Consider the following 21,708-nt stretch of genomic DNA (forward strand, 5'->3'; position numbering starts at 1 on the left):
CCAAAATCCGCCGCGCGGGAGTTTCACCAAGTCGATCATGATGTTCTGGGGCTTGCACAGGTCGGCGTCGACGCCGTTCTGGGCCGCGATGGCGTTCGTCGTCATCGCCGGCGGGCTGTCGCTCGCCCCTTCCCCGGCTTCTGCTCAGGTGGAATCAAACGCCCAGGCCCAGCAGAGCCGCTCGTTGCGCGACCGCTTCTTCAGCCGCAACCTGCCACCCGTTGGCCGATACACGGCCGAGAACGGCCAGACCTTCGTCCTCGACCGCTCGGGATCGACGTCGCTGCTGCGGTTCGACCGCAGCCTCGAGACCTGGGCGCTGCGCTCCTCGACCGCTCCACGCGGCGACGTGCTGTATCGCAACGATGCGGGACAGCTGGTCCTGCGCGTCACGCCCGACGGCGGCATGACCCTTTACGGCCCGCGCGCGCCGCAGGGCTCGCCGGTGTCCATGGTCGGTCCCGGTGAGAGCCTGGAGCCGCCGGCGCTCGGCCCTTTCCAGCTCCACAGCCTGATGCTGCGCCGATCCTCCATGCTGAACGAGGCCTTGGGACACCTGGTGCAGGTGAACCTGTCGGGCGATCGCTCTGAGGCCCTGGCGGTCGATGCGCTGATGGTGACCACCGACGCTGTGCTACGCATGGCCCGATCGGTCACGGCGCGGGGCCGGCTGTCGCGGCTCCGGGTCATCACCATCGTGGAAGGCAACCGCGCAAACGTCACCTACAGCAATGGCGAACTGCGCGTGACGACAGACCCCTCGCGCGGCGCGGCCGGAAAGCCTTCATCCGCGCGGATCATCGAAGCCTTCGCCGAATAGTCAGCCCTTGAAGGCGTCCTTGGCGGCGCGTCGGGCAGCGAACTCCTGCACATCGCGAGCCGTGAGGAAGGGGTTGAGGCGCTTCTCCACCCCGATCGTCGTCGGCACCGTCGGCTCGCCCCGGTCCCGCGCCGCGAAAATCGCCTCGGCGTGCGCTTGCATCGCCGCGCTGTCATCCAGGCTCAGGGCGAACCGGGCGTTCGACGCGGTGTATTCGTGCGCGCACCACACGGCCGTCTCGTCCGGCCAGGCCGCGAGGGACTGAAGGCTGGTCCACATCTGCTCGGGCGTACCCTCGAACAGCCGCCCGCACCCTAGGGCGAACAGCACGTCGCCCACGAAGGCGGCCTGATCCCGCTCCGAGCGATAGACCACATGGCCCAGGGTGTGGCCGGGGGCCTCGGTTACTTCGAAGCGCGTCGCGCCCAGTTCGACCCCGTCTCCGCCCGCCACGACGCGATCCAGCGGCGCGGCGCGGCGAACCTCCTCCGGCCCCACGATCTCGCAGCCGGTCTCGGCCTTCAGCCGTTCGTTGCCGGCGGTGTGGTCGGGGTGCCAGTGGGTGTTCAGGATCATGTCCAGCCCGCCCCAGCCGCTGGCGTGCAGATCGGCCAGGATCGCGTCTGCGTCCGGCGCGTCGACCGCCGCCACAAGCCCCGTCTCGGCGTCGCGGATCAGGAATCCGTAGTTGTCCGACAGGCAGGGGAAGAGGCGCACATCCAGGGTCATTCGCGCATCCTAGCAGGCCGGGCCGCATCGGGCCTATACTGGCGGCAATGCGGCGCTCCATCGACGAGTTGCGGGCCTTCTACGGCGAGCCGGCCGGCGCGCTGGCGCGACGCATGCTCGCGCGACGCCTGGCCGAGGCCTGGGGCGAGGCGCCGAGCTGCGACGTGCTGGGCATAGGCTACGCCACCCCGTGGCTGGACGCTTTCGTTGGCGCACGGCGCATCGTCGCCGCCATGCCCTCGGGCCAGGGGGTCGAGGCCTGGCCGGGCGTCGGGCGAAACCGCACCCTGCTGGTCGACGACCGCCGCCTGCCCTTCCCGGCCGGCTCCTTCGACCGCATCCTGCTGATCCACGCTCTCGAAGAAGCCGACGACGCTGCAGCCCTGCTGAACGAGGCCGTCCGCGCCCTGGCCCCGGCGGGGCGGATCATCCTTGCGGCGGCGGCGCGCGGCGGCTTCTGGGCGCGGTCGGAAAACACGCCCTTCGGCCACGGCCGGCCCTTCACGCGCGGGCAGTTGGAAAAGCTGGTGCGCGCCGCCGGGCTTGAGCCGACCGCCTGGTCCCAGACCCTGTACGCCCCGCCCTGGTCGCCGCTGCTGCGGTTCGCTGACACCTTCGAGCAGGTGGGACGCCGCGTCGCCCCCGGCGCCTCGGGCGTGATCCTGCTGGAAGCGACGCGTCAGGCCTACGCCCGCATTCGCCCGTCCGCCCAGGCCAAGCCCGCTCTGTCGGCGCCGGTCCTGTCGCCCGCGACCAGAGGGGCGCTGGATAGCGCGCGCGAACGGCATTAAGCGGGGCCCATGCACCGACTGATCCTGATGCGTCACGCCCACGCCGAGGCCTCCGGCGGAGACGGCGGAGACCGCGCCCGCCCCCTGTCGCCTCAAGGCCTGGCCGACGCCGCCCTGATGGGCCGGGCCCTGGCCGAACGTGGCCTGAAGCCGGACCTGGCCATTATCTCCTCGGCCATGCGCACGCGCCAGAGTTGGGACGCCGCGCACGAGGCGCTGGGCGATGTCGAGGTGCGGATTGAGCCGGCCCTGTACAACGCCGAGAGCGAGACCCTGCGCCGCCATGTCGAGGCCGCAGAGGAGGAGGCCGGCTGCCTGCTGATCCTGGCGCACAATCCGGGCGTCCATCTGTTGGCGCACGACTATCTGGTTGAGGGCGCCGCCTCGCCGGCGATGATGGAGCGGCTGGCCGGATTTCCGACCGGCGCGGCGGCCATCTTCTCGGTCGACGCGGCGGGCCGGCCGACCTGCGAAGGCTTCCTGACCCCGCGAGACCTGGGCGGAGGCGCGGCGTGAGCGAGACCGAGGCCTTCAAGATCATGGGCCGTGACGACTGGACGGCCTTCCAGGCCGCCGGCGCCTATTGCGGGTCCGAGGTCGATCGGGCCGACGGCTACATCCACATGTCGACCGCCGGCCAACTGGCCGAGACCGCGCGACGCCACTACGCCGACCGACGCGACCTGGTGATCCTGACCGTGGACCTGGCGCCGCTGGGCGAAGCGATGAAGTGGGAGGCGTCGCGCGGCGGCGCCCTGTTCCCGCACCTGTTCGCCGACCTGCCCCGGACGGCGGTGACGCAGGCGCGGGCGGCCGAGGTCGTGGACGGCGAGATCGTCTGGGGCGAACCGGCGTGAGCCTTCTGGACCTGGGAACCGACCTGCTGCGTCGGCTCGACCCCGAGACGGCGCACCGCGCCGCAGTACGTGGTCTGGCGCTCGTGCCCCCGGCGTCGAACACCAGGCCGGACCCAATCCTGGCCACGGGCCTGGCGGGGCTGCAACTGCCCTCGCCGGTGGGTCTGGCCGCAGGTCTGGACAAGGACGGCGAGGCCATCGGCGGCCTGTCGCGACTGGGCTTCGGCTTCGTGGAGTGCGGCTCGGTCACGCCTCGAGCTCAGGACGGCAATCCCAGGCCCCGGCTGTTCCGGCTGACCGAAGACCGGGCTGTCATCAACCGCATGGGCTTCAACAACCGCGGGCTGGAGGCCTTCGCTGCGCGGCTGAGCCGCCGGCCGCCCGGCGTTATCGTCGGCGCCAATCTGGGGGCCAACAAGGATACGAAGGACAGGGCGGCCGACTACGTCGCCGGCCTGAAACGGCTGGCGGGACTGGCCGACTATTTCACGATCAACGTCTCCTCGCCCAACACCCCCGGCCTGCGTGCGCTGCAGGGGCGCGAGACGCTCGACGACCTGCTGGGGCGAGTGGCCGAGGCGCGGGGACCGCAGCCGGTCTTTCTGAAAATCGCGCCGGACCTGACCCCCGACGAGATCCGCCTGATCGTCGAGGCGGCCCTGGCCTGGGGCGTCGACGGCCTGATCGTGTCGAACACCACGCTGGAGAGGCCAGCCGAGCTGACCTCGCCCCAGCGCGCGGAGAGCGGCGGCCTGTCGGGCGCGCCGCTGAAACCTATCGCGCGTCGCGCCCTGGCCGCCGCCGTCGAGGCCGCGCAGGGCCGTCTGCCGCTGATCTCGGCCGGAGGGATCGACAGCGGTGAAGAAGCGCTGGCCCGCCTTCGCATGGGCGCCTCGGCCGTGCAGTTGTACTCAGCCTTGGTCTACAGCGGACCCGGCCTGGTGCGGCGGATCAACGCGGACCTCGCCAAACGCCTGCGCTCCGAGGGTTTCTCCAGCGTGGCGGAGGCCGTCGGAGCCGGCCGTTGACGGAGCATTAGGGCCGCTGGTGGATGGTGCGGACCTGGGCGACCCTGCCCGCTGGAACACCGATGCCGAAGACCTACACCTCTCGACAGGAAGGCTGGGCCCCCGCTCTTCGCCAGCGCCGCAAGGCGCTGCTGCAAAGGCTGTGCATGGGGGCGGCCAGCGCCCTGGTCTTCAGCCCGCTGATCGGCTGGACCTATGCGGCTGTCTGGGTCGGTCTTTATTTTCTGATCCAACTCCTGGACCTGTGGATATTCCAGCCCATCACGAGCGGCCGTACGGACGAAATGGGCCCGGTGCGGTCCATCCTGGGCGGCTCGATGCTGGCCCTGAACTCCGTGTTCTTCGGTAGTCTAGCGATCCCGCTGTGGATCGCCGGCGGGCCCATGGGCGGCATATGCGCGGCTATCCTGCTTTGCGCCGGTTCGATCTATTCGATGATCAATGCTCCAGCCTCGCCTCGAGTGCTGGTTCTGACGACGGCGCCGCATTTCGTCTATCTCGGCAGCCTGCCGGTCATGATGAAGATCTACGCGGCGCCGCCCGGCTTCGTCACCGCCGTTTCCGTCGCGGTCGCCGTCTATGCGATGTTCTGCATCTCGACCTGGCGGAAGTTGAACAAGGCTTATCTGGCCGAGGCCGAGGCTCGCCTTGACGCCGAAAGACGACGCCAGGAGGCCGAGCGCGTGCTCGCGGAGCGCAGCGCCTTCCTGGCGGCGGTGGGGCATGATCTGCGAACCCCGATCGGCGCCATTCTGACCGGTGCGAGCGAGTTGAATCACGGCGACGCGGGCGCGAGAGCCAACGCCGCGCTGATCACGGACGCTGGTCTGATGATGAAGGCTTTGCTCGACGACCTGCTTGACCACGCCAAGCTGGACGCAGGGCGCATGCGGGTCGAGGCGGCGGATTTCGATCTGCGTCAACTGCTGGCGCAGACGGTCCGACTGTGGACAGGCGTGGCCAGGGACAAGGGTCTGCGCCTGCGGATCGAGGGCGCGAGGACTGTCCCTCGACTGGTGCGGGGCGACGCCATGCGTCTGCGTCAGGTGCTGAACAATCTCATCTCCAACGCGATGAAGTTCACAGTCGACGGCTCCATAACCCTACGGCTGCGCGCCTGGGCCGAGGAGCCGTCTGGCACCGCCATCGTGGTCGAGATCGCCGACACGGGCCCAGGCATGACGCCTTCCCAGTTGGCGCGCCTGTTCAAACCTTTCGACCAGACCGCCGACGGCGTCAGCGCCCAGTTCGGCGGCACCGGCCTGGGGCTGGCCATCAGCCGCGACCTGGTTGAGCTGATGGGCGGCCGGCTGACGGCGCGGAGCCGCCCCGGCCGGGGTGCAAGCTTCACCGTCGCCGTGAGCCTGGCCAGCGCCGAGAGCGACGTCATCGCGGCGCCTGCACATGACGAGCGCCGAGCCAACGTCGCAAAAGCCCTGGCCGCTCGGCCGGCGCCGCCGCCGGTCCAGTCCCTGCCCGGCGAAGACGTCGCAGCAGCGATCAACAGCCCGGCTGAGCCCGCCGACGAAGACATCGAGGACGCCGAACGTCCGTTGCGGGTGCTGGTCGTGGACGATCACGACATCAACCGGCGCGCCGTCCAGCTGATCCTGCAGCCGCTGGGCTGCGACATCGCGACGGCGGTGGACGGGCTGAAGGCGCTAGAGATTTCGGCGACGGAGCCGTTCGACGTCATCTTCATGGACGTGCGGATGCCGGAGCTGGACGGCCGCGAGACGACGCGACGGCTGCGCGCGGGCGGCGGGATCAACGCCGCGACCCCGGTGATCGCCGTCACTGCGGACACCGCGCCCGAGGACGTGGCCGCCTGCACGGCCGCCGGCATGAACTATTTCGTCTCCAAGCCCCTGACGCCGGCCGCCCTGATCGGCGCGCTGAATCAGGTGCTCTCTGAGGGCGCGGAAGCCGAGGCGGCCTGATTCACGCCAACCGAGGCCAGCAACCTCTGCGACCCTTCCTTGAGCTCGCACTCCCAGATCACTTCGACCCGCCAGCCGGTCTTCGCCAACGCGGCGACGGAGGCGGCGTCGCGGTGGCGGTTGCGATCGATCTTGGCGGCCCAGTAGGCGGCGTTCGCCTTGGGCTTTCTGGAACCGCGGGGGCAGTCGTGGCCGTGCCAGAAGCAGCCGTGGACGAAGACCGCCAGTCTGCGCCCCTTCATCACTAGGTCCGGCCGGCCGGGCAGGCCGCAGCCGCCCAGCCGATAACCCACGCCCGCCGCCCGCAGAAGGCGACGGACATGGAGCTCGGGCGACGTGTCCCGCCCCTTGATGCGCCGCATGACGGCGCTGCGCTTCTCGGGGCTGAAGACGTCGGTCATTTCAAGCGCCCAGGCCGCGAGGCTCCGTGAGCCGAGCGTAGCGCCCGTTTAAAGCTGCCCCAGCAGGTGCTCGGCCGACGAGACCTTGAACTCGCCGCCCTGCTCGACATTCAGCTGCTCGACGACACCGTCCTTGACCAGCATCGAATAGCGCTGCGAGCGCTCGCCCATGCCGAAGCCCTTGGCGTCCAGCGTCAGACCCAGGGCGCGGGTGAAGTCGGCATTGCCGTCGGCCAGCATGACGATGTCCTTCTCGCCATCCAGCTCGTTCTCGCGGGCCCAGGCGCCCATGACGAAGGCGTCGTTGACCGAAACGCAGGCCACCGTGTCCACGCCCTTGCCGGCGAAGTCGTCCCGGTGATCCTTGAAGCCCGGCAGGTGGCGCGCCGAGCAGGTCGGGGTGAAGGCGCCCGGCACGGCGAACACCGCCACGGTCTTGCCCTTGAACAGCTCGTCGGTGGTGATCGGCTTGGGGCCTTCGCCGGTCATCGTCGTCAGGGTGGCCGAGGGGATGCGGTCGCCGGTCTTGATCGTCATGAGATGTCTCCGTTGCAGGTCGACAGCGGAGATAGGCCCGTCCGGTTCCGTCGCCAAGCGCCCGCGAGACGTCGCGTCGCCTTGCGGAACGGCGGCCGCGACCCGATGATAGGAGCATGGTTGAATTTCAATCCCTGACGGGTCGGGTCCTGGTGGCCATGCCCGGCATCGGCGATCCCCGTTTTGAACATGCAGTCATACTGATCTGCGCCCATGGGCCGGATCACGCCATGGGCCTGCGCCTGGACCGGCCAGCGCCCGGCGTCACCCTGAAGACTGTTCTCGACAAGCTGGAGACGCCCGCGCTGGGTGATGCAGAGGCTCGACCTGTGCTCATCGGCGGGCCGGTCGAAAAGGAGCGCGGCTTCGTGCTCCACACCGACGACTGGATGAATGACGAGGCCAGCCTGCCCTTTGGCGAGGGCCTGGCCATGACGGGCACGCGCGACGCCCTGATCGCCATGACCGACGCCGTGGCCGGGCCGCGCCGTTCGGTGCTGCTGCTGGGCTACGCCGGCTGGGGCGAAGGCCAGTTGGAGGAGGAGCTGGGCGAGAATGTCTGGCTGACCGCCGACGCTGACGTCGGCCTGATCTTCGACGGCGACCACGAGGCCAAATGGAGCCGCGCCCTGGCCGGATTGGGCGTTGATGCGGCCATGCTGTCGGGCCAGGCCGGGCGGGCGTAACTCCCACCCGCTCACCCCCGCGAAGGCGGGGGTCCAGACAATCCAAGTCGAGACCGGCGCCGACTGGATCCCCGCCTTCGCGGGGATGAGCGGGTTGTATGGAGGTGATGGCCTGCCTTACACGGATTCAAAGCCTGCATGGACAGACCTTGACGATCCCCTCCCCTCAGACCGAGCGGCCCATTCCGGCCTGGGTGTGCGCGCCCGGGGTGCTGAAGGTGCCGTTCCTGGAGCGGTTCCTGCCCGAGTACGAACTGCGGGTCGCGCCGGGCCCGGACGTGCGCGCCGTCATCGGCTGGGGGCTGAAGCCCACCGCAGCGGCGGGACGGCGCTGGGCGGCCTCGCGCGGCCTGCCCTATGTGGCGCTGGAAGACGGCCTGATCCGCTCCATCGGTCTGGGCGAGGCCGGTGCGACCAGCCTCAGCGTCCTGCCCGACGACCTCGGCGTCTACTACGACGCGACGCGTCCTTCGCGCATGGAAGAGGCCATCGCCTCCGGACCCGACTGGTGTGATGCGGAGATGCGCGCCGGGTCGCGCGCCCTGATCGACCGGCTGGTCGCCTCGGGTCTGTCCAAAACCAATATGGGAGGGCCGCTGGATCGGTCGATCCTGAAGCCCGGACGGCGCGTCCTGATCGTGGATCAAACCCTCGGCGACGCCTCGATCTCGAACGGCTTGGCTGGGCCCGAAAGCTTTGTCGCCATGGTCGCGACCGCCCGGCGCGAGGAGCCGGACGCTCAACTGATCGTCAAACGCCATCCGGCGGTGGCGGCGGGCAAGAAGCGCGGCTGCATTCCCGACCGCCTGCTGGACGGCCTGACCGTGATCGACGCCGACGTGCGCCCCGCTGATCTGCTGGCCGAGGTGGACGCGGTCTGGTGCGTGACGAGCGGCCTGGGATTCGAGGCCCTGCTTCGCGGCCTGCCGGTGCGCAGCTTCGGCGCGCCCTTCTATGCCGGATGGGGCCTGACCACGGACGCGGCGCCTATCACCCGACGCGGGATGGCGCGCGACATCGAGACGGTAGCCGCCGCCGCCCTGATCCGCCTGCCGCGCTATGTCGATCCAGTCACTGGAGAGCCTTGCCAGCCCGAGCAGGCGCTGGATCGGTTGATCGCCCTGGAGGGACGGGCGCGGCGGCTGGAGGGCTTCTGGGCCGGCGTGGGTTTCGCCCCGGCCAAGCGTCCGGCGATCCGTCGCCTGCTGAACGGGCCGCGCACCGACCTGCGCTATTATTGGCGCGCCTCGGCGGCGGTGAAGGCGGCACAGGACAACACCGGCCGCCTGGTCTGGTGGGCGGGCAAGGAGAGCGAGACGACGCGCCAAGCCGCCGCCGCCTTTGACGGACCGACCGTGCGGATCGAAGACGGCTTCATCCGCTCGCGCGGCCTGGGGTCCGACTTCTTCGGCGCCTTGTCCGTCGCCTTGGACGATCAGGGCGTCTATTACGATCCGTCCCAGCCCAGCCGGCTGGAAAGCCTGATCGCGGCCGGCGAGCCCGCGGCCGAGCGTCTGGCCCGCGCCGCCCGCCTGCGCGCCCGCGTGGTCGACGCCGGCCTGTCGAAATACAATCTGAAGGGCGACGGCGCGCCCGCCGACTGGCCGACCGACCGCGAACGCTTGCTGGTCGTCGGCCAGGTCGAGAACGACCGCTCGATCCTGCTGGGCTGCGGGCCGGACATCCGCACCAACTCCGCCCTTGTCCAGGCTGCGCGGCGCGATCATCCCGACGCCTTCCTGATCTGGCGCAACCACCCCGACGTGCTGGCGGGCAACCGGCCGGGTCTGCTGGACGCCTCGGCCATGTCCGAGGTGGATGCGGTGGCAGACGGGCTGGACATCGTCGACTGCCTGAACGCCTGCGACCGGCTGGCGACCTTGACCTCACTGTCCGGCTTCGAGGCCCTGCTGCGGGGCAAGCGGGTCAGCGTCTATGGCCGGCCCTTCTACGCCGGCTGGGGGCTGACGGAGGATCAGCTGGACTTCCCGCGCCGGGGGCGCGCCGCCAGCCTGGACGCCCTCGTGAACGCCGCCCTGATCGACTACCCCATCTATGTCACGCCGGACGGCTGGCCGTGCGAGGCCGAGGACCTTGTCGAGGCCTTGATCGCGGCGCGCGACCGCCCCCTGCCGCCGCCGCCGCGCGGACGCGTGCGCCGTTGGTGGCGTGGCTTGATGGCGAGCCTCGACCGGGCCCCGCGGCCGTCCTATTGAGAGGGTTCGCCATCGAAATGGACAGAGCGCCCGCGTGACCCAACCTCAGCCTCAGGCTCAAACTCGAGCCGTGATCGCCGCCACCGGCCTGTTCACGCCGGAACAGTCCATCTCCAACGCCGAACTGGTGGCCGCCTACAACGCCTGGGCCGAGCGCTGGAACACGGCCAACGCCGACGCCATCGCGGCGGGCGAGGCCGAGGCCAAGACGCCGTCCTCTGTCGAGTTCATAGAAAAGGCCTCGGGCATCAAGCGCCGCTTCGTCATGGACAAGGCGGGCGTCATCGACCCCGAGCGCATGGCCCCCAACCTGCCGGAACGCTCCAACGACGAGCTGTCGGTCCTGGCCGAGATGGCGGTGAAGGCCGCCCGTGAGGCGATCGAGGCCTGGGGCAAGCCGGTCAGCGAGATCGGTGCGGTCCTGTGCGCGGCGTCCAACATGCAGCGCCCCTACCCAGCCATGGCGATCGAGGTGCAGCAGGCGCTGGGCATCGACGGCTTCGCCTTCGACATGAACGTGGCCTGCTCGTCGGCCACCTTCGGCATCAAGACGGCGGCGGACTTCATCGCCTCGGGCTCGGTCAAGGCGGTGCTGATGGTGAACCCCGAGATCTGCTCGGCTCACCTGAACTTCACCGACCGCGACAGCCACTTCATCTTCGGCGACGTGGCGACCGCCGTCATCGTCGAGGCCGAGGATCAGGCCGGACCGGGCGGCTGGACGGTGCTGGGCACGCGGCTGAAGACGGTGTTTTCGAATAACATTCGAAATAACTTCGGCTTTTTGAACCGGAGTGAGGCCTCAAGTAGCCAAGCGGTAGGCCAAACGGACAAACTTTTCGTCCAGCAGGGCCGAAAGGTCTTCAAGGACGTTGTGCCCATGGTCGCCGAGATGATCGTCGATCACGCCCGTGACCTGGATATCGAGGCCCCGTCCCTGAAGCGGCTGTGGCTGCACCAGGCGAACATCAACATGAACGAGCTGATCGGCAAGAAGGTGCTGGGCCGCGAGCCGACGCCGCAAGAGAACGTCATCATCCTGAACGACTACGCCAACACCTCGTCGGCCGGGTCGATCATCGCCTTTCACCTGCACCAGGACGGCTTCGCGCCGGGCGAAAAGGGGCTGATCTGCAGCTTCGGCGCCGGCTATTCGGCCGGCACGGTGTTCGTCGAGAAGCGAGCCTGAGCAAAAGACTTGTCCGAATCGGCCTCGGCGCTTGCACTTTTCCTCGCATTTTGCGACCCCTTTCCCGTCTGTCGAGAACGAGGGGTTTCCCGAATGACTCTGACGCACGAGAAAGGCCAGAAGGGCCCCTGGAGCAGCGCAGGGCTGGATCCGCTGGCTCGCGACGTCGCCACGGTGCTCAAAAGCATGGGCGGGTCGGCGCATCAGACCGTGGTGGTGGACTGCGTCGCCGCCATGAAACGCCAGCGCGGCGAGTCGATCACTCAGGATCTGGCGGCGCGGATCGTCGAAGTCTTTGAACGCTACCGCGACCTGTTCTTCCGGCCCTTCGGCGAAGGCTCGCAGCGCTGGGCATTGGCGCCCGGCGCGGCCTGAGGCCTGCCGCGCCGAACGAGCCGGCGCGACAGGCGGCTCTTGCGCCTACAAGGCTGACTGGATGCGACGAGCGGCTTCCAGGTGAGCCTCGATCTTCGGCGTGACGGTCCGAGCGTGTTCGGCCAGCGCCGGAGCGTCAGTGTTGTCGGCGAAACCTCTATGCAGGGTCAGCGCCTCCTGATGGGCGGCGACCTGTTGATCGATCCACGTCTTGTCGAAGGCCTCGGCCGAGGCCGAACGCAGGTTGTCGATCAGCCCTTGGCGTCGCTGATCAAGCGAGGTCGGAATCTCCACATCCGGCGCATTCTGGGCGGCCAGAGGCTTCATGGCCGTGCTGGCTGCGGTGTGATCCGTCTTGATCATCTGCGCCAGTTCGCGGATTTGCGCGTTCTGACTGCGCTCCAGAGCGATATCGGCGGCCTGGATTTCGTACATGTCGCCCATGGCGGCGTTGGGCACATAGGCGCTGACCATGTTCGAGCCCATCAGGGCCGCGGACGCCTGACCGACCGGAACCGAAGCGGCGTCCTGGGCCGCGCCGACGGCGTCTGAACCGTCCTGTTGCCCGCAGGCGGCCAGAAGGGACAAGGCGGCGGCGCCGGCGAGGCTGGTGACGATACGCATGGTGTTCCTCCAGTTTTACGTGTGGTCTGACAATCGTTCAGCGTCGATTTCGTTGCCTGGCGGCTGGCCCGTTCCTTGCGCCAGCGGAGGCCGATGGAGGATCGCCATGGCCTGGAGCGCCGTTTCGTCCCGTAATGAACCGCCGCCGATCATGCGGGGCGGCTGGCTGGACGCGCTGCGCTTCATCGTGGCCTCGCTGATCATCCTGCACCACTTTCAGGCCGCCGGCCCGCATGCTCTGGCCGAGACGATCCATCCGGTGTTCGAGCGGGGCGGCTTCCTGCTGACCAACTTCTTCCTGATCGATTCCGGCTATGTGCTGATGCGCGTCTATGGCGGCGCCATCAGCCAGGGCCGCTTGTCTCCGGCCGACTTCTTCCTGAAACGCGCGCTGCGCGTCTGGCCGGCGCATCTGATCATGGGGCTGAGCCTGGCCGCGCTGGTGCTGATGGGAACGGCCGCAGGCGCGCCGCCGCGCAATCCGGAATGGTTCGCCTGGGATCAACTGCCCGCGCAGTTGGCGTTGGTGCAGTCGTTCGGCGTCCACGGCGGCCTAGGCTGGAACGCCCCCAGCTGGTCGATCTCGGCCCTGATCGGTTGTTATCTGGCCTTTCCCTGGATTCTGCGCGGCCTGATGCGGTTGGGGCCCTGGTCGGTGCTGGCGCTGGGCGTCGCCGTCTATCTGCTGGCCAATCAGATCACCTGGGCGCTTTTCGACCTGCCCGTGTATCAAATGCCGCTGAGGCTCGGCTTCTGGCGCGCCCTGCCGCTGTTCTTCCTGGGCATGTGCCTGGCCTGGTTCGCCCAGAAGGTCTGGATCGCGCCGCGCTTGGCGGGATGGGCCGGCCTGATCGCCGCCGTGGGTCTGGCCGTTGCGCAATACTTCGACAAGAACGCCCTGATCTCGCTGACCTGCATCAGCCTCATCATACTCGCCGCCGGCGCCGTGCCTGTCAGAAAGCCCTCGCGGCTGATCGAGCTTTCCGCCGTGGTGTCGTTCTCGATGTTCATAACCAATGAAGTGGTCCGCATCGCCTGGTTCGGCGCGGCCAATGTCGCCAGCGCGCGATTTTCGCTGTCGGAGCCGGTCCAATGGGCGCTGTGGGGGGCGGGCGTGGTGTCAGCCTTTGTCTTCGCCTTCGCCTTTCACTACGTCATCGATCAGCCCCTGCAGAACCGGATCAAGAGCTGGTTGAAACGCAAAGGCCGCGCCATTCGGGTCCGCCAGCCTGTGGTCTCGCTTGAAGGCTAATCCGCGCTGTTCAGGTGAAGGATGTTGCCGTCCGGATCCTTGAACCAGGCCATCCGGAAATCGCCGGCGCGGTGCACGCCGTCGGCGAAGTCCACGTCGTCCATCTCGTAGCGTTCGAAATTCACGCCTTTGGCGCGCAGGTCGGCGACGATGTCTTCGAGCTCGTCGCCCACCCCCCAGACTACCGCATTTGCGCGATTGGTTCCGGCCTCGTCGGAGCGATACAGCACCAGATGGGTTCCGCCAGTAACGAAGACCAGCACCTCGCCGCCGTCCTCAACAACGGCAAGCCCGAGGGTCTGTTCGTAGAAGCGGCGCGCTCGACCGAGGTCGGATACGGCGACGATGGCCGACGAGTTGCGGTCCTTGAGCATGGCGGCTCTCCGTTTCGGTTGTCCGCCTAACCGGCCGGCGCCTGCGCGGTTCCGCCTCAGATCGGCATGCGCATGATTTCCTGGTAGGCTTGGATCACCTGATCGCGGACGGCCATGACCGTCTCCAGCGACGCCTCGGCCGAGGAAATGGCGGTGACGACGTCGATCAGACTGCCCTGCCCCTGGACTGATTGAGCCATCTGGGTCTCGGCGCCGCGCGTGGCCTGGGTCACATCGCCCATGACGCTGGACAGCATCTGCGAGAAATCCGGCCCCGAGGCGGGCGGCGCGGCGTTTGTCGCCGACGGTAGGGCGCCGCCCTGAACCGCCGCATAGGCCTTGGCCGCCATCATCGGATTCATGGCCTAGTTCCTCAGCGCTTCAGGATGTCGAGGGTGCGGGTCTCCATCGACCGCGCCGTCTCGATGACGTTCAGATTGGCCTCATAGGCGCGCTGCGCCTCACGCATGTCCATCGCCTCGACCAGGGTGTCGACGTTGGGACGCTGCACATAGCCCTCGGCGTTGGCGGCCGGATGCGACGGGTCATACTCCACCCGGAACGGACGCATGTCGGGCCGCACCTGCGCCAGGGTGACGCCGGTCACGCCGTCGATCTCGCGGGCCTGGAACACCGGCACCTGGCGACGATAGGGCTGGCCGTCGGCGGTCGGGGCGGTCGACTGGGCGTTGGCGATGTTCTCGGCGATCACGCGCATGCGCGACTGCTGGGCCTTGAGCGCCGAAGCGGCCACGGCCATGGCGTTGTTTCTCGGCGGAACCGGATCAGGCATGGCTCAGTCCTTCTCAGCGACCGGGGGGCTTGGCGGCCATGCGGATCATCTGCATGGACTTCTGGTAGAAGCCGATGGCGGCGTCATAGGCCATGCGGCTCTCGGCCATTTTGAGCATCTGCTCTTCGACAACGACCGAATTGCCGTCCAGCGTGGTCTCGGAATCCGGCGCATCCGATGCGGTGAAGCGCGTCACCGGCCCGGGGGGCGAGATGTGGGCGGCCGAGGTCCGCGTCATGCGCAGCCCCCCGCCCTCCGCCATCGCCCGGGCGAAATCGGTCGGCGCCTTGAGGTCGCGCGCCACATAGCCGGGGGTGTCGGAGTTGGCGACGTTCTGGGCCACCACGCGCTGGCGCTCGTCCAGCCAACCCAGGCGGCCTTTGATCTGTTGCAGCAGCGGCAGGTCGGCGACGCCCATGGTTCGCTCCGGCGAATCTAACCTTCGATTCTCACTGGGTCGAAAATGCCGGGTGCATGGTAAACGCGCCGTTAAGGATGTTGAGACAGTCTCTTCCGGTCGGCGGCCTCACAGTGAGGCCCTGCGGCACGGGGCCTTCATGAACTTCCTCGATCTCGCCCGCGCGGTGTTCGGCCTGGCCATCACCCTGGGCATCATCGGCCTGGCCGCCTGGGCCGCCCGCCGCTACGCGCCGCAGCTGATGGCCAAACTGCAGGCTGACCGCGGCGCGCGGCGCATGCAGGTCGTCGAAACCCTGGTGCTGGACCCCGCACGCCGTCTCGTTCTGGTGCGCGTCGATGACGAGGAACGCCTGATTCTGCTGGGCGAGGGCAAGGAGCTGATTGAGCCCCGCAGTCCCGGAGCGCCGCGATGAAGTCGGCCCGCGACGGCCTGCTCAAGATGCCTTCACGCGCCGAACTGAAGCGCGCGGCTATCCTGTCGCTGATCACCACCCTGCTCTGTCTGGTCTGGCCGCTCGGAGCCCTGGCGCAGGATGTGGCCTCGTCAGGATCCGCCATCAACATCGACCTGGGCACCGGCGCGGGACTGACCGAACGAGTCGTGCAGCTGGTCGGGCTGATGACAGTGCTCAGCCTTGCGCCGTCCATCGTCATCATGACCACCAGCTTCGTGCGCATCGTCGTGGTGCTGTCGCTGCTGCGCACCGCCCTGGGCATGCAGCAGTCGCCGCCGAACGCCGTGCTGGTGTCGCTGGCCCTGTTCCTGTCGGCCATCGTCATGGCCCCGACCTGGCAGGACGCCTATGATTCGGGCATCCGCCCCCTGCTGGATCAGCAGATGGAGCTGCCTCAGGCGTTCGATGCGGCCTCCGAGCCCGTGAAGACCTTCATGCTGTCCCAGGTGGACCGTTCTGACCTCGCCCTGTTCACCCGCCTGAGCCAGATCGAGGCGCCTCAGAACGCCCAGGACCTGCCGCTGCGCGTGGTCACGCCGGCCTTCATGATCAGCGAGCTGAAGCGGGCCTTCACGATCGGATTTCTCCTTTTCGTTCCGTTCCTTGTGATCGATCTGGTCGTCGCCAGCGTGCTCATGTCCATGGGCATGATGATGCTGCCGCCGGTGATTGTGTCACTGCCGTTCAAGTTGATCTTCTTCGTGCTGGTGGACGGCTGGCGCCTGGTCGCGGGAAGCCTGGTCGAGAGCTTCCAGAGGGGCTCGGGATCAGGGTGAATCCCCAGCCTCAAAGGCTTTCCTCGGCGCCGCGACTTGCCAAGACCCCCGAAAAGCGTGTTGATCCCCGGGTCATCGCCCGGGAATCGGGCGACCTATTCGGGAAACGACCCTCATGACCACTCAAGCCGAACTCATCGCCGCCGTCGCCAAGGACACCGGTGTGTCGCAAGCCGACGCCGGCAAGGTTCTGACTTCCATCGTCGAGAACATCCACAAGTCGCTCAAGTCGGGCGGCGATGTGCGCATCTCGAACCTCGGCGTGTTCGACACCGCCGACCGCGCCGCGCGCGAAGGCCGCAACCCAGCCACGGGCGCGACCATCAAGATCGCCGCCTCCAAGGCCGTGCGCTTCCGCGTGTCCAAGCCGCTGAAGGACGCCGTGAACGGTTAAGCCGGGTTCACGACAAGATGGATCAGGCGGCCGCAGGCCCAGCGGCCGGCGTCGCCTGATCGGCTTGCTGACGGGCGGAGGCCGCAGGACGGTCTCCGCCCGTTTTCTGTCTGAGGTCGGCCTTCATGGCCGTGACCCATCCCGCGAAGGTGTCAGCGCTTGACGCCAAGGCGGCGTAGTCCTGGGCCTGGGCCAGTTCCCCGCCGTCCAGCGCGATGCGCAGGGCGGTCGCCTGACGGGCGCCGCCGACCAGTCCCTGATAATTGCGCGACAGGCGCGACAGGCCGGCGGAGTCGCCCGCCAGCGAATAGGCGACGCCGGCGCGTATCAGCCGGCTTTCCTCCTCGGGCGTCAGCGGCGTGGCCGCATCGCGCCAGCGGTCGCCTAGCAGGCTGTCGTACAGGCCGGCCGCGCCCGGCCATTGCTGCTGCTTCCAGGCGATGTCAGCCCGCACGGCGCGCGCGGCCGCGCTCTGGTCGCGATCCAGCACCTCCAGCGCATGCTCATAGCGGCCAAGCTCCGAAAGGGCGCGGGCCTCCAATGCGCGACGCTGAACATTCATGGCTGTGGGCAGCAGGGTGGTGCGCGAGCTCCAGATCGCCTGCAGCGCCTGCTCGGGCTGACGGTTCATCAGATAGACGGTGGCGAGGTCGGTCGCGACCTGGGCCTTGGCGACGCCCTCCAGGCGATTGTCGACCTGATACTTCAGCAGCTCGGCCGCCTGGCCCAGAAGGTCCACGTCCACCAGCCGGCGCGCCAGCCGGCGCACCATGTCATCACCGTCCGCGCCGACGGGCGTCAGTTCGCGGAAATCATAGAACAGGCCCAATGCCTGGATCGGCTGCAGGCCGTCGGCCCCGCCGTCCAGGAACAGGGCGCGGAAGGCGTTGGACAGGTCGGTCTGGATCTCCACCGCGCCCGGCAGCTGGGCCATGCGCTTGCCGGCCCCGCGCAGGGCGTCCAGCGCCTCGCGGTAGCGCCCTTGAGACAGATAGATGTCGCCCAGGCTGCGGATCACCGCCAGCTCGGTGGCGTCGCCTCGCCAGCGCCACTTCAGCTGCTCCAGCTCGCCGGCGGCGGCGTCGGGCTTCATCTCGCCGCGCGCCATCTGAAGCTTGATGACGCCCAGCCGCGCGGGCGTCGCGACGCCGTCCAGTGGCGCGCGGGCGACGGCCTTGTAGACCGCCAATGCTCGATCGCCCTGCCCTTCCAGCTCGAACAGGCGGGCCTGCACCAGACGCGCGGTCAGTTGGTCCGCCGCCGGGGCCGGCTGGCTGAAGCTGAAGGCGAGCAGCGCCCGCGCAGCCGGCAGGTCGCCGGTCTCGAGCGCCGCCAGGGCGTGCGCGGCGCCAAAGCGAGCCTTCCACACGGCCGGGAAGGCGTCGATGGCCGGAGCCCCTGCGGCGAAGGCCTGGCGCGCCTCGGCGAACCGGCCTTGCTCGGCGGCGATATAGCCGCGCCAGACCTGAGTGGCCGCATCCCCCGACAGGGCGCCGACCGCGAAATCCGCCTGCGCCTCGTCCAGCCGCCCGATGGCGACGCGCGCCGCGCCGCGCAGGCCGCGCAGTTCGGGTTCGCCCTGCATCGCCGGGTTCTGCTTGGCCAGGGCGTTCAGCACACCGACGGCCTCGAACCCCAGGCCCGAACCGACCAGGAAGCGGGCGAAAGCCAGACGCGCCTCCGCGGGTGCGCGCACATCGTCGCCGGCCCGCTCGCTCTCCTGCATCGCCGCCTGTTGCAGACGGGCGTGGCTGCTCATGAAGCCCTCGTCGCCGAAGTCGCTCCACTCGGTCAGGATCAGGGCCGGGCGCGGCGCGCGGCGCGGCGCATCGACCTCTACGGCCCGCTCCAGGGCGGCGCTGGGCGCCGACAGGTTCAACCCGCGCGGACGGCCGATCGTCACCAGATCACCGTCAGGCTGGATCGTCAGATCGTCCGTCGGCGTCTCGACAGCCAGGCCCTGGGCCGTCGGCAGCAGGGTGAGGTCGACCAGTTGCCGTCGCGCGGCGAAGCCCTTTCCGGGCGCCAGGGCCGTGACCGCGGCAAACCGATCACCGGCCAGCGGGTCGGTCAGCCAGATCGTCTTGGTCGCGCCCGCCATGCGAGCCACCAGAGCCACCCGCGCGCCGTCATCTCGACCGACATCGACGCCCGTCGAGGCCGCGCCGCCGACGCCGCTGCGCGGACCCCCCAGGGTCACCGTCCAGCGGCCGCCTTCGCCCGACGCCTCGACCGCCACGTCTTCGGGCGCGGCGATGCGTAGAACCGTATAGTCGGGCCCCGCCGCCCATCGCGCATCGCCGGCCGGGCCCAGCGCCCGCGCGCCGGCCATGTCCAGCCGGGCGGCGGCGTCGAACACGATCCAGACGGCCTCGCCGCGACGGAAGACCGCTGCGCCCACCGGCGTGGCCCACTGGAAGTTCAAGACCGCCTTGTCGTCCGACACCTCGGCGCGCACGGGAACGACAGCCGACTGCACGGCAGCCCGAGCGGGCGCAGCGCCCGCGCTCTCATAAAGGTTCAGCCACACCGCGCCGTCGGCCGAGCCCCAGCGCGCGCCCGCCCCTTCGGCCAGGCTGATGACCAGTTCGACGCCCCCGGGCGTCGGGCGCGTCTGCACCGAAGCCACGCCGGCGGGCGGATCGACGCGCAGGCGCGAAACATCGGGTGCGGCGGTCGTTCCGATTCGGACAATGACCTGATCGCCGTCCTGCCGCACACGCGCGCGGGAGCCGACGACGCCCGCGAACTCGACCCGCGTGAACTCGGCGTTGGCGCCGATGCGGATGGCGACAGGATCAAGAGAAGCCGCGCCGCTTTCGGGGCCCCGCACGGCCTGGGCCAGCGGCGCCAGGGGCGTGAACACGACGGCCCCCGCGGCCGCGGCGGCCACGGTCGTCTTCAGAACGCGCTTTCTGGCCAATGCCCCGGACATGCCCGCCGAACCTGCCCGAGGTCGCCTTTCATCGCGGTTAACGGTTGGTGAGCGCGGCGATCGGCCGCTTGCATTCGGACGGGCGGAGGCCGACATCGTGTCCATGGCTTCCGACCCCGAGTACCCGCGCCTCAGCCCCTGGTCGACGGGACTGCGCTGCCGCTGCCCACGCTGCGGCAAGGGCCCGCTCTTGCATCGGTATCTGAAGATCCGCGACCACTGCCCCGAATGCGCCCTGGACTACAGCTTCGCCGACCCGGCGGACGGGCCGGCCTTCTTCGGCATGTCGATCGTCGGCGTGATCGGCATGATGGCCTTCATGGCGTTCGAATTCACGGTGCAGCCGCCGATCTGGGTGCATATGGTGGTGACGCTGCCCCTGCTGGCGCTGAGCTGCCTAGCGGTGCTGCCGCCGCTGAAGGGCTGGCTGGTGGCCGAGCAATATGTCCATAAGGCCGCCCCGCCCGAGTTCGAGAGCGTGGGCCGCCATGGAGAAGGATACGGCTGGAAGGGGCAGGCCGAACGCGCCGCGCGGCGCACGCGCAAAGACGAAACGCCCAGCGCCTGAAAGTCGCCACGCTTTCCCGCTCAGCTTGCAGCCAGCCTAGGGAGGGCGGATGGCGGCGGCCCGGCTAGCGATCGACCATCAGAGGGGCGCGGCCGTCATCATGGCCTCGGCCTTGGCGCATGCCCTGCTCATCGCCCTGCTGGTCTGGCGCGCGGGTCAGGAGGCGATCCTGCCGCCTCTCGTTCAGCCGCCCGTCATCCTGATCGAGATCGAGCCCAGGCCGCTGATCCGGGAGGAAACGCCCCGGCCACGGCTCGCCCCCCCTCTTCCCACGCCCGCCACTCGGCCAGCGGTGTCGGGCCTGACGAACCCCGTTGCGCCGCCGCGCCCGCGGGAGGATGAGGACGAGCGCCCCAGCGCCCCCGCCCCGCGTCAGGCCGCCTCGACGCCCGGCGGAACGCTGGCCCCGGCCACGGACGACGCGTGGCGGCTGCGCCCCGAGACGACCGGCCAGGCCGTCGCTCGGTCCTTGAGAACCAGCCCGATCGGCTGCGCCAACCCCAGCCGGCTGAACAGCGTCGAACAGGCGATCTGCGCCGAGCGACTGGGCGAGGCTGCCGACCGGGCCGCCCCGATCACCGGAAGCGGAAACGCCGCGCGCGACGGTCGCTTCGCAAGAGACGGCGCCGCCGCCTTGGGCGCCTACGAATCACGCCGACGCCCGGCCTCGGGCGGGGTGGGCGTCAGCGGCATGTCGCCGGACTGCCCCGGCGGAAACCTGCGCGGCACCTGCGCCGGCGCACACCTTCCCGGCCACTATCAGCTGGACGAGAGCAATCCGCGCCGCTGAACTCAATCGCAGCGGCCGTCGACTGGGCGTGGCGGCCCTGGTCGCCGCCCTGCATCTGGCCGTGCTGGGGCCGATGGCCTGGCGGGTCGCCGCGCCCTCCAGACCCGTGCCTACCCCAGTCATGCTGATCGAACTGCAACCGCGCCCTAGCCCGGCGCCGGAAAGGCAGGGCGCAGAAGCCTCAGCCGAGAGTTCAAGCCCCTTGGCGCCGCCGATCCCGCGAGCGCCGCACGCCATCACCTCCCAAACCGCAGCCGCTGAGCCGGGGCCGCCCCTGGCGACGCAACAAGCGCCCGCTGCGACGGGGCCGGACCACGACGCCATCGCGCGAGGACTGGCCGGACTGTTCGGCTGCCGCGACCGCGCTCGTCTGTCTCAAGGGCAGCGCGACCGCTGCGACGACCGGCTGGCGGCGCGCGCCGACGGTCCGGAGATGCGCAATCCCGCGACCGACGCGCCTTTCGTCGCCGATGGACGCCGCGCCCTTGCCGCGCGGGAAGCTCAGAGACAGCCCCTGGCAGGCGGCGTGGGCGTGATGGGCCCGGCGGACTGTGTAGGCTCGAACTTCGGGACAGGATGCGCCGGCGCCCATCTGAGCGATCGACACGGCGTCGACATGCGCCAGGGCGCGACGATCAACATTCGCCAGCGCAGCAACAAACTGGACTGAGCCGATTTCACCGGTGCGTACGACAGTTCAGGTCGTGCAGCATCGCGCCGAGGTCGATCAGGCCGTTCACGGCCAGCGTCGCCGAAAA

26 protein-coding genes are annotated in these 21,708 nt (G+C 69.2%); 17 read left to right on the forward strand and 9 right to left on the reverse strand.

Features of this window, described 5'->3' with window-relative positions; all coding sequences use genetic code 11:
• Positions 1-88: 88 nt before the first annotated feature.
• On the forward strand, positions 89-820 hold the full coding sequence (locus tag E4M01_RS12580; protein ID WP_245158264.1) for a DUF4908 domain-containing protein: 732 nt from the start codon (positions 89-91) through the stop codon (positions 818-820).
• Here the strand turns inward: E4M01_RS12580 and gloB are convergent, their stop codons facing one another.
• Positions 821-1,549: a hydroxyacylglutathione hydrolase gene (gene gloB / locus E4M01_RS12585; RefSeq protein WP_135064204.1), complete on the reverse strand. Its 729-nt coding sequence runs from the start codon at positions 1,547-1,549 to the stop codon at positions 821-823.
• A gap of 47 nt (positions 1,550-1,596) precedes the next feature.
• Here gloB and E4M01_RS12590 point away from each other — a divergent pair, with 47 nt between their 5' ends.
• The 5 genes from E4M01_RS12590 to E4M01_RS12610 all read left to right on the forward strand — a co-directional run bounded on the left by E4M01_RS12590 (position 1,597) and on the right by E4M01_RS12610 (position 6,165).
• The gene (locus E4M01_RS12590) at positions 1,597-2,340 is read left to right on the forward strand and encodes a methyltransferase domain-containing protein (protein ID WP_135064206.1); all 744 of its coding nucleotides are present in this window, start codon (positions 1,597-1,599) and stop codon (positions 2,338-2,340) included.
• 9 nt (positions 2,341-2,349) lie between these two features.
• Positions 2,350-2,856 (forward strand): histidine phosphatase family protein, encoded by a 507-nt coding sequence (locus E4M01_RS12595; protein WP_135064209.1) that lies wholly within the window; start codon positions 2,350-2,352, stop codon positions 2,854-2,856.
• Complete coding sequence (locus E4M01_RS12600) at positions 2,853-3,197, forward strand: DUF952 domain-containing protein (protein ID WP_245158265.1); 345 nt, start codon at positions 2,853-2,855, stop codon at positions 3,195-3,197. Before E4M01_RS12595 ends, E4M01_RS12600 begins: the two co-directional genes overlap by 4 nt.
• Complete coding sequence (locus E4M01_RS12605; RefSeq protein ID WP_135064211.1) at positions 3,194-4,225, forward strand: quinone-dependent dihydroorotate dehydrogenase; 1,032 nt, start codon at positions 3,194-3,196, stop codon at positions 4,223-4,225. The genes E4M01_RS12600 and E4M01_RS12605 overlap by 4 nt, the downstream gene beginning before the upstream one ends.
• A 62-nt stretch (positions 4,226-4,287) precedes the next feature.
• Positions 4,288-6,165 (forward strand): ATP-binding protein, encoded by a 1,878-nt coding sequence (locus tag E4M01_RS12610; protein ID WP_135064214.1) that lies wholly within the window; start codon positions 4,288-4,290, stop codon positions 6,163-6,165.
• Here the strand turns inward: E4M01_RS12610 and E4M01_RS12615 are convergent.
• Entirely contained in the window at positions 6,126-6,566 is a 441-nt protein-coding gene (locus tag E4M01_RS12615) for a very short patch repair endonuclease (RefSeq protein WP_135064217.1), read from the reverse strand. The genes E4M01_RS12610 and E4M01_RS12615 overlap by 40 nt on opposite strands.
• A 48-nt stretch (positions 6,567-6,614) precedes the next feature.
• Positions 6,615-7,103 (reverse strand): peroxiredoxin, encoded by a 489-nt coding sequence (locus E4M01_RS12620; RefSeq protein ID WP_135064220.1) that lies wholly within the window; start codon positions 7,101-7,103, stop codon positions 6,615-6,617.
• 116 nt (positions 7,104-7,219) lie between these two features.
• On the opposite strand from E4M01_RS12620, the gene E4M01_RS12625 reads away from it, so the two are divergent.
• The 4 genes from E4M01_RS12625 to E4M01_RS12640 all read left to right on the forward strand — a co-directional run bounded on the left by E4M01_RS12625 (position 7,220) and on the right by E4M01_RS12640 (position 11,569).
• Positions 7,220-7,789 (forward strand): YqgE/AlgH family protein, encoded by a 570-nt coding sequence (locus tag E4M01_RS12625; RefSeq protein ID WP_135064223.1) that lies wholly within the window; start codon positions 7,220-7,222, stop codon positions 7,787-7,789.
• A 149-nt stretch (positions 7,790-7,938) separates the two neighbouring features.
• Positions 7,939-10,005: a capsular polysaccharide biosynthesis protein gene (locus E4M01_RS12630; RefSeq protein ID WP_245158266.1), complete on the forward strand. Its 2,067-nt coding sequence runs from the start codon at positions 7,939-7,941 to the stop codon at positions 10,003-10,005.
• Between the two features lie 34 nt (positions 10,006-10,039).
• Entirely contained in the window at positions 10,040-11,194 is a 1,155-nt protein-coding gene (locus E4M01_RS12635; RefSeq protein ID WP_167765389.1) for a beta-ketoacyl-ACP synthase III, read from the forward strand.
• Between the two features lie 93 nt (positions 11,195-11,287).
• Positions 11,288-11,569, forward strand: coding sequence for a hypothetical protein (locus E4M01_RS12640; RefSeq protein ID WP_135064229.1), 282 nt, complete (start codon positions 11,288-11,290; stop codon positions 11,567-11,569).
• A gap of 45 nt (positions 11,570-11,614) precedes the next feature.
• On the opposite strand, the gene E4M01_RS12645 is transcribed toward E4M01_RS12640, so the two are convergent.
• Positions 11,615-12,193 carry a DUF4142 domain-containing protein gene (locus E4M01_RS12645; protein ID WP_135064232.1) on the reverse strand — a complete coding sequence of 193 codons (579 nt, stop codon included), beginning with the start codon at positions 12,191-12,193 and terminating at the stop codon, positions 11,615-11,617.
• 106 nt (positions 12,194-12,299) lie between these two features.
• On the opposite strand from E4M01_RS12645, the gene E4M01_RS12650 reads away from it, so the two are divergent.
• Positions 12,300-13,445 carry an acyltransferase gene (locus E4M01_RS12650; protein ID WP_135064235.1) on the forward strand — a complete coding sequence of 382 codons (1,146 nt, stop codon included), beginning with the start codon at positions 12,300-12,302 and terminating at the stop codon, positions 13,443-13,445.
• Here E4M01_RS12650 and E4M01_RS12655 read toward each other — a convergent pair.
• From E4M01_RS12655 to flgB, 4 genes are read right to left on the reverse strand one after another with little or no spacing between them, the layout of a single operon-like run.
• Positions 13,442-13,819, reverse strand: coding sequence for a VOC family protein (locus E4M01_RS12655; RefSeq protein ID WP_135064238.1), 378 nt, complete (start codon positions 13,817-13,819; stop codon positions 13,442-13,444). The two genes, E4M01_RS12650 and E4M01_RS12655, sit on opposite strands and share 4 nt — an antisense overlap.
• Before the next feature lie 56 nt (positions 13,820-13,875).
• A complete protein-coding gene (locus tag E4M01_RS12660; protein WP_135064241.1) occupies positions 13,876-14,181 on the reverse strand; it encodes a flagellar hook-basal body complex protein FliE in 306 nt (101 codons plus the stop codon).
• 11 nt (positions 14,182-14,192) lie between these two features.
• The gene (gene flgC, locus E4M01_RS12665; protein ID WP_371682901.1) at positions 14,193-14,612 is read right to left on the reverse strand and encodes a flagellar basal body rod protein FlgC; all 420 of its coding nucleotides are present in this window, start codon (positions 14,610-14,612) and stop codon (positions 14,193-14,195) included.
• A 13-nt stretch (positions 14,613-14,625) separates the two neighbouring features.
• Entirely contained in the window at positions 14,626-15,030 is a 405-nt protein-coding gene (flgB, locus tag E4M01_RS12670) for a flagellar basal body rod protein FlgB (protein ID WP_135064244.1), read from the reverse strand.
• A gap of 139 nt (positions 15,031-15,169) precedes the next feature.
• On the opposite strand from flgB, the gene E4M01_RS12675 reads away from it, so the two are divergent.
• The 3 genes from E4M01_RS12675 (at position 15,170) to E4M01_RS12685 (ending at position 16,657) form a co-directional block, all read left to right on the forward strand.
• On the forward strand, positions 15,170-15,445 hold the full coding sequence (locus E4M01_RS12675; protein ID WP_135064247.1) for a flagellar biosynthetic protein FliO: 276 nt from the start codon (positions 15,170-15,172) through the stop codon (positions 15,443-15,445).
• Positions 15,442-16,263 (forward strand): flagellar type III secretion system pore protein FliP, encoded by an 822-nt coding sequence (gene fliP, locus E4M01_RS12680; protein WP_135064250.1) that lies wholly within the window; start codon positions 15,442-15,444, stop codon positions 16,261-16,263. The genes E4M01_RS12675 and fliP overlap by 4 nt, the downstream gene beginning before the upstream one ends.
• Positions 16,264-16,378: 115 nt before the next feature.
• The gene (locus tag E4M01_RS12685; RefSeq protein ID WP_135064253.1) at positions 16,379-16,657 is read left to right on the forward strand and encodes an HU family DNA-binding protein; all 279 of its coding nucleotides are present in this window, start codon (positions 16,379-16,381) and stop codon (positions 16,655-16,657) included.
• 22 nt (positions 16,658-16,679) lie between these two features.
• Here the strand turns inward: E4M01_RS12685 and E4M01_RS12690 are convergent, their stop codons facing one another.
• Positions 16,680-19,550: a hypothetical protein gene (locus tag E4M01_RS12690; protein ID WP_209316042.1), complete on the reverse strand. Its 2,871-nt coding sequence runs from the start codon at positions 19,548-19,550 to the stop codon at positions 16,680-16,682.
• A 145-nt stretch (positions 19,551-19,695) separates the two neighbouring features.
• Between E4M01_RS12690 and E4M01_RS12695 the strand changes: the two genes are divergently transcribed.
• Genes E4M01_RS12695 through E4M01_RS12705 form a run of 3 tightly spaced genes read left to right on the forward strand, consistent with a single transcriptional unit; the run spans position 19,696 to position 21,620 of the window.
• Positions 19,696-20,160 (forward strand): DUF983 domain-containing protein, encoded by a 465-nt coding sequence (locus E4M01_RS12695; protein ID WP_135064356.1) that lies wholly within the window; start codon positions 19,696-19,698, stop codon positions 20,158-20,160.
• 49 nt (positions 20,161-20,209) lie between these two features.
• Positions 20,210-20,950, forward strand: a complete 741-nt coding sequence (locus E4M01_RS12700; RefSeq protein ID WP_135064259.1) for a hypothetical protein — start codon at positions 20,210-20,212, stop codon at positions 20,948-20,950.
• Positions 20,951-20,978: 28 nt separating this feature from the next.
• Complete coding sequence (locus tag E4M01_RS12705) at positions 20,979-21,620, forward strand: hypothetical protein (protein WP_135064262.1); 642 nt, start codon at positions 20,979-20,981, stop codon at positions 21,618-21,620.
• Positions 21,621-21,708 lie beyond the last annotated feature (88 nt).

This window comes from Brevundimonas sp. MF30-B (genome assembly GCF_004683885.1).
Taxonomy (GTDB): domain Bacteria; phylum Pseudomonadota; class Alphaproteobacteria; order Caulobacterales; family Caulobacteraceae; genus Brevundimonas.

What these genes read in the sequence shown, in the direction of transcription:
- E4M01_RS12580 (WP_245158264.1), top strand. Translation starts at nt 89, where the DNA reads ATGGCGTTCGTCGTCATCGCCGGCGGGCTGTCGCTCGCCCCTTCCCCG.
- gloB (WP_135064204.1), bottom strand. Translation starts at nt 1,549, where the DNA reads ATGACCCTGGATGTGCGCCTCTTCCCCTGCCTGTCGGACAACTACGGA.
- E4M01_RS12590 (WP_135064206.1), top strand. Translation starts at nt 1,597, where the DNA reads ATGCGGCGCTCCATCGACGAGTTGCGGGCCTTCTACGGCGAGCCGGCC.
- E4M01_RS12595 (WP_135064209.1), top strand. Translation starts at nt 2,350, where the DNA reads ATGCACCGACTGATCCTGATGCGTCACGCCCACGCCGAGGCCTCCGGC.
- E4M01_RS12610 (WP_135064214.1), top strand. Translation starts at nt 4,288, where the DNA reads ATGCCGAAGACCTACACCTCTCGACAGGAAGGCTGGGCCCCCGCTCTT.
- E4M01_RS12615 (WP_135064217.1), bottom strand. Translation starts at nt 6,566, where the DNA reads ATGACCGACGTCTTCAGCCCCGAGAAGCGCAGCGCCGTCATGCGGCGC.
- E4M01_RS12620 (WP_135064220.1), bottom strand. Translation starts at nt 7,103, where the DNA reads ATGACGATCAAGACCGGCGACCGCATCCCCTCGGCCACCCTGACGACG.
- E4M01_RS12625 (WP_135064223.1), top strand. Translation starts at nt 7,220, where the DNA reads ATGGTTGAATTTCAATCCCTGACGGGTCGGGTCCTGGTGGCCATGCCC.
- E4M01_RS12640 (WP_135064229.1), top strand. Translation starts at nt 11,288, where the DNA reads ATGACTCTGACGCACGAGAAAGGCCAGAAGGGCCCCTGGAGCAGCGCA.
- E4M01_RS12645 (WP_135064232.1), bottom strand. Translation starts at nt 12,193, where the DNA reads ATGCGTATCGTCACCAGCCTCGCCGGCGCCGCCGCCTTGTCCCTTCTG.
- E4M01_RS12650 (WP_135064235.1), top strand. Translation starts at nt 12,300, where the DNA reads ATGGCCTGGAGCGCCGTTTCGTCCCGTAATGAACCGCCGCCGATCATG.
- E4M01_RS12655 (WP_135064238.1), bottom strand. Translation starts at nt 13,819, where the DNA reads ATGCTCAAGGACCGCAACTCGTCGGCCATCGTCGCCGTATCCGACCTC.
- E4M01_RS12660 (WP_135064241.1), bottom strand. Translation starts at nt 14,181, where the DNA reads ATGAATCCGATGATGGCGGCCAAGGCCTATGCGGCGGTTCAGGGCGGC.
- flgC (WP_371682901.1), bottom strand. Translation starts at nt 14,612, where the DNA reads ATGCCTGATCCGGTTCCGCCGAGAAACAACGCCATGGCCGTGGCCGCT.
- flgB (WP_135064244.1), bottom strand. Translation starts at nt 15,030, where the DNA reads ATGGGCGTCGCCGACCTGCCGCTGCTGCAACAGATCAAAGGCCGCCTG.
- E4M01_RS12675 (WP_135064247.1), top strand. Translation starts at nt 15,170, where the DNA reads ATGAACTTCCTCGATCTCGCCCGCGCGGTGTTCGGCCTGGCCATCACC.
- fliP (WP_135064250.1), top strand. Translation starts at nt 15,442, where the DNA reads ATGAAGTCGGCCCGCGACGGCCTGCTCAAGATGCCTTCACGCGCCGAA.
- E4M01_RS12685 (WP_135064253.1), top strand. Translation starts at nt 16,379, where the DNA reads ATGACCACTCAAGCCGAACTCATCGCCGCCGTCGCCAAGGACACCGGT.
- E4M01_RS12695 (WP_135064356.1), top strand. Translation starts at nt 19,696, where the DNA reads ATGGCTTCCGACCCCGAGTACCCGCGCCTCAGCCCCTGGTCGACGGGA.
- E4M01_RS12700 (WP_135064259.1), top strand. Translation starts at nt 20,210, where the DNA reads ATGGCGGCGGCCCGGCTAGCGATCGACCATCAGAGGGGCGCGGCCGTC.